Origin of the sequence: Dyella sp., from assembly GCF_035486915.1 — a bacterium.
GTDB lineage: Bacteria > Pseudomonadota > Gammaproteobacteria > Xanthomonadales > Rhodanobacteraceae > Dyella_B.
This window is the reverse complement of record NZ_DATHMR010000117.1, coordinates 1-5,193: the sequence shown is the minus strand read 5'-3', so window position 1 is coordinate 5,193 and position 5,193 is coordinate 1. Positions and strand designations below refer to the sequence as shown.

Sequence of the window (5,193 nt, the reverse complement as noted above, 5' to 3'; positions counted from 1 at the left end):
GCTACATCCTCCGTTGTCGCTATTCGATGCTCCAGAAGTGCACCATAAACACGCTCTTCCATCTCATTGATGCCAATCGCCTCCAAGGGCCTTAGCGTATTCAATTTGGTTCGTTGTGTGACCATTGGCGCTTCTCGCGATTCAACACTGTCAAGCCATCTATCACCAATCGTATACCAAAGTCGTCAAGGCAAAGTACGATTTTCCGAAGGCATTCGGACGTCTGAACGTCCCCGATAATCCGCACAAAATGATAAGTCACCTGACGTCTGTCAATAGCATTCGGATGGCAGCACATTCTGAAGTTGCTGCGCGTCGTTTCCGTAGGGCCGCTTAACAACCTGCTATGGCGTGAGATCGAGCGTGAGCATGTCCCATTGGCTCAGGAAGACAGCATCGCCGTCATGCCATTCAATCCACTTGTCGGAACCTTCCTGAGCGAACGATAGTTGCACAGCAATACGCCAAGGTAAGGTCGGGAGTTTGAGGTGGGTGCCGAAGTGCTGAAAATCGCAAGCAGTAAAGAACCCCGACGGCGAACCGCGACGAAAAGCGCGTTTTGTTACTTGCTCTTGTTGCGTACTTCCTCAATGAATGAGACTAGAGTACGCAATCCTGCCGGTTGATAGCGGTGGCTTGAGTAATAGAGACAAAGCGCTGTCGATGAGGAAGTGAAGCCAGCCAAGACTTGTCGACGCTTACCCATCGCGGATGCTCTCGCTTACCCACCAATCGACCATGTAGGCCAAGCCCGCCCCAGCCAGTACTGCCTCCAACATCAAGCTAGCATCATCAAGCGTGACTTGGCCAGGTACATCAAGTGTAGTGATCTGGCCATCACGCTTGAACTCCCAGCGATACATACGGCCGCTGGCCGTCCACGCACGAATGCAGATGTGGTTAAGGAGGTCTTGTGACGTCTCGGTTTCCGTGCGGCCCTCGAAATACGCCGGCGATCCCACTACGAGAAACCCCTCCTTGGGAATGGGTACGCAATCATGTCTCCTGGCACCATGTCAGCCGGTCGTATACCGACGTCGAAGCCCTCGGCCACGATATCGATAAGGCGATCCTCCGTGACGAGATCCACCTGTATCTCGGGGCAAATATGCGCAAACTCCAAAATGATAGGAGATAGAACGCGTCGTGCCGCTCCCACGGAACTGTTGAACCGCAAAGTGCCAGCGGGTTTATCCCGATGGCTGTTGACCATCTCGATCGCATGATAGATCGCCCCTACAGCCGGTTCGATCTCCGCGAGAAATTTCGCGCCTGCAGACGCCAGCGAAACGCTGCGTGTCGTTCGATTGAACAGCCGCATGCTCAATCGGGCTTCGAGTCCTGCGATCGTCTTACTAAGAACCGTTGGGGATATACCCACGTCAGCGGAAGTTGTGCGAAAGACCGTCGCCGGGCGACGGCTATGGCAGCTTCAAGTTCCACGATACCGACCTTCCGCATTATCCATATTCTTGCATCAGCTCATGCTCGATCGTGAGGATTATCATAGACGCTCACAAGAACTACTGTAGCTACTGTGACGAATACCTGACGAATACTTGCTACTCGTGCTTTTCTCTGGTGCACGTCATAGCGTTGCTGAAGTCACAACAACGGTAAGCACCTCCGTCCTAACCGTTAACGTGCACTCTCGCGATCGCGCGAAAGCCTGCGCAACCTGCTTCCGTTATTTCCCGCAGGTGTGGCGTTGCTTCACTAAGAGCCTGAAGGTGCGGGGAGGGGTATGTGTGAGCGAATAATCGATTGGTTGAGCCCGCAGCGTACTGCTCAAGACAAGCTGGGCAGTGCATTTATTTGGTGCATTCATGCAATTGGAAACGCCATTCACCTCAATTGCCGCAGCACTGCCGGATTGGATCGGAATGCGACCAAGGGCAGCTAGGTGGATGATGATTCATCAAACTCCGTGCAATGGAAACTTCGCCTTCGAATTAAATTTGGAAGGTGAAAATGAGCGGGTTTGGGAGGCGATTGCGACCGCCCTTGGCATGCAACGCGATGATTCACGCATCGAGAAGGTCCCTGCTCCCTCCACAAATGGGTGTCCTGATAGAAGGCCATGGATGTGATCAATTGTTGCAAGCTGGTGATCGATGAATGATGTATTTACATCAAGTTGTAAATGCACCAGTGCTTTCTATTGTGATGCTTCTTTGGCGAACCGATACTCGATGGCGGGAAGAGTATCAAAGCAGATCGCAGGCCATCGCGTTTTCCTTAGAGACGCTACTGCTTGCCATGCCATCATCTTTGATTGAACGGGGACATGTGCGGCCCATCCTTCGCCCTTCGTCACTGGAGCGGTGACGGCTGTGTGCGAGAAAAATTAGCAGGTCGCAGAGAAGGGTGCGCTTGGGAATACAAGCGTGATAAGCGAGAGGGGACTGATAGAGATGTTCACAGATAGCGAGCTTTGCAAACAACGAGCCCTCTAGTGTGTCTCCATTTTTGGACCAACGTGTGTCATGGGGTTCGATGATGAAACAAAAACATTTCATTTTAAGTGCATGCATTGCAACAGCGCTGGCTAGCGGGGCCGGAGCATTGAAGGCGCAAACGGTGACAGGCGCGACGAGTGCCATAGCGACAATAGGTAATATCAACGAGGCTCCTCGGGTAAACCGGGTCGTTACGTACGTCAGCGTGACTATGCTTCCCAAGACTCATCTTGCAGTGGTAGCCAAGGCTTCATCGAGCGTGCCGCTCGCGAACGAAACGAAAATGGATCACCTGCAGCTGGTGCTCAAACCCAGCGCATCGCGCATGGCATCCATGGAAGCAATGATTGCTAATCAGCACAATCCTTCGTCCCCCCAATTTCAGAAGTGGTTAACCCCTGAGCAGTTCGGCGAATATTTTGGTGTGGTCGATAACGATATTGCTGCGGTGACGTCGTGGCTGACCGCTCAAGGCTTCACCGTCAACAACGTGTACCCCAATAAAGCGCAGATCGATTTCAGCGGCACGGTGGCGCAAGTCAATCAGGCATTCCACACCCAGGAAAACATCTACACGCTTGGCACGGAAAAGCACTTGGCCAATGCCAACGACATCAGCATTCCGGCAGCGTTGCAGCCGGTAGTGGCCGGGGTAATCGGGCTCGACGACTTTCACCCCACGGCGCTGCACACGGCGTCGAAATCCAAGATTGCACAGTGGAGTGCGTCGAAGAAAAGGTTTGCACCTGCGGTGACGCAAAAGGCAAAGGGATCGGAAGTCGCCGGTGAAGCGATCCCGTTCAGTGATGGCTTGCGCGGCTTGGTGCCGAACGACATGGTCACGATGTATGGCATTCGGACGATTCGCAACAACGGTATGACCGGCAAAGGTATCACCATCGCGGTAGTGGAAGACGGTGATATGGCCCCGGCGGATTGGGCCAATTTCGTGAGCCAATTCAACCTGGGCCAGTATGGCGGTACGTTCAACCTGATCAATCCTGCACCGACGAGCGGACCGAATAACTGCACCGATCCATCGGTGGCGATCTTTGGTGAAGAACCCGAGACCATTTTGGATGCGGAGTGGGCGACCGCGATTGCCCCTGGCGCGAATATCGAGGTTGCTTCTTGCTCCAGTTTCACCGCCGACCTTTCGGGTTACGTGACCACCAATTTCTTCGGCGGTACATTCATTGCTGCGACAAACCTGGTCAATAGTGCGACGCGGCCAGATATCATCAGTGCCAGTTACGGTTTTGGCGAGTTTGAAGTAGGAAGCGCCGCCAAGACGGCGATCGATCTGATGTGGGCGCAGGCCGATGCGGAAGGTATTTCCGTCTTCGTGTCAGCGGGTGACTCGGGCTCGAATCCGAGTTTCAACAACGGGGTCATCAGCGGCGAGTATGGCAACACCGCCATCGACGCCAATGCATTCGGCACATCGCCGCATGACACGGTGGTGGGTGGTACGGACTTGGCGGACGTTCTTGACGGCACCACCAGCCAGTATTTTGATCCCACGCCGAGTGTGGTGGGTGGATCGGCGCTGTCCTATGTTCCCGAAATTCCCTGGAACACAAGCTGCGGTAACGGTGTGGCGGCGACGGCCGCCGGCTATAGCGGTGCTGTCGCGTTCTGCCTGAACGCACTCGCACATGACCCGAACGGTGACTACTTGACGTCCGAAGGGACCAGCGGCGGTCCTTCCTCGGTGGATGCGAAACCGGCATGGCAGCGGCAGGTCTACAACGCAGCCGTGGACCAATCCCGCGACGTACCGGATGTAGCGCTCTTCGGCGGGTCCTACGGCGACTACACCTCGGTGATCATTTGCACCGCGGCGTATCCGTGTACACCGGGTTGGACCGGCCCGGTAGAACTCGTCGCGGGCACGTCGTTGTCCTCGCCCATGTTTGCCGGCATTCAGGCGCTCATCGATCAGGGACTGGCCGCACGCGGATTACCCATCGATCAGGGAAATGCGGCACCGACACTGTACGCATTGGCCGCTGAGGAATACGGCAGTGCGACCGGCCCGACACCCGCCAGTTTGGCCACCTGCAATGCCAACAACGGTGCGGCAGGAACTAGCAGTTGTGTGTTTCACAACGTCACCCGGGGCTCGAATTCCACGCAATGTGTTGATGAAGTGCCGGAGGTAAGCACACCCAATTGCTATATCTATGGCGCGTACGGTCAGCCGGGACTTCGTGGCACTGGTTTTCACGTTGGCCTGACCAGCGTCGATGCCGCGCCCACCACGTATGGACCAGGAAATAAAGCCTACGGTGCGCAGCCGGGCTGGAGCTTTACCTCCGGACTGGGGTCGGTGAATGCCACCAATCTGTTGATCGCATGGCGGGCGTTTGATCACGCGCCACCGGCTGCTCCGCAATAACGCCGGACAGCACGCCCTCCCTTCTCCATCAACTCATTCGATGAGGCTTCATCATGAAACAACGCTATGGCGTTCTCAGCGTGTCGATCGCCGCCGCGCTTGCCGGTCTGCCCAGCCTGTTGCTGGCACAATCGCTAGCGAGCGACGCGGCAGGTTTCACCAGTACCGAAGCACCGCGGGTCACGCAAAACGTAAGTGACGGCCACCTCACAACCCTGACCAAAACCCATTTGGGGTTTATCGCGGGTGCACCGAGCACACCCTTGGCGGGCTCGACGTCCATGAATCATCTCCAACTGGTGCTCAAGCCCAGTGCATCGCGCACTGCGGCGA

General features: G+C 55.6%; 4 protein-coding genes and 1 pseudogene. 2 read left to right on the top strand and 3 right to left on the bottom strand.

The window, feature by feature from the left end; translation table 11 throughout:
• Positions 1-698: 698 nt before the first annotated feature.
• The 3 genes and pseudogenes from VK725_RS18605 to VK725_RS18595 all read right to left on the bottom strand — a co-directional run.
• Positions 699-986 carry a LysR substrate-binding domain-containing protein gene (locus tag VK725_RS18605; RefSeq protein WP_414648478.1) on the bottom strand — a complete coding sequence of 96 codons (288 nt, stop codon included), beginning with the start codon at positions 984-986 and terminating at the stop codon, positions 699-701.
• On the bottom strand, positions 962-1,285 hold the full coding sequence (locus tag VK725_RS18600) for a LysR substrate-binding domain-containing protein (RefSeq protein ID WP_414648477.1): 324 nt from the start codon (positions 1,283-1,285) through the stop codon (positions 962-964). Before VK725_RS18600 ends, VK725_RS18605 begins: the two co-directional genes overlap by 25 nt.
• Positions 1,283-1,390: pseudogene (locus VK725_RS18595) on the bottom strand (helix-turn-helix domain-containing protein); the annotation flags it as partial. The gene VK725_RS18600 and the pseudogene VK725_RS18595, both read right to left, overlap by 3 nt.
• Positions 1,391-2,496: 1,106 nt before the next feature.
• Between VK725_RS18595 and VK725_RS09220 the strand changes: the two are divergent.
• Both VK725_RS09220 and VK725_RS09215 read left to right on the top strand, forming a co-directional pair.
• Entirely contained in the window at positions 2,497-4,860 is a 2,364-nt protein-coding gene (locus VK725_RS09220; RefSeq protein ID WP_325317766.1) for a S53 family peptidase, read from the top strand.
• Between the two features lie 53 nt (positions 4,861-4,913).
• A partial coding sequence (locus tag VK725_RS09215; RefSeq protein ID WP_325317765.1) for a hypothetical protein occupies positions 4,914-5,193 on the top strand: 280 nt, incomplete at its 3' end.

Coding starts and splice junctions, on each gene's coding strand:
- VK725_RS09220 (WP_325317766.1), top strand. CDS start 2,497: ATGATGAAACAAAAACATTTCATTTTAAGTGCATGCATTGCAACAGCG.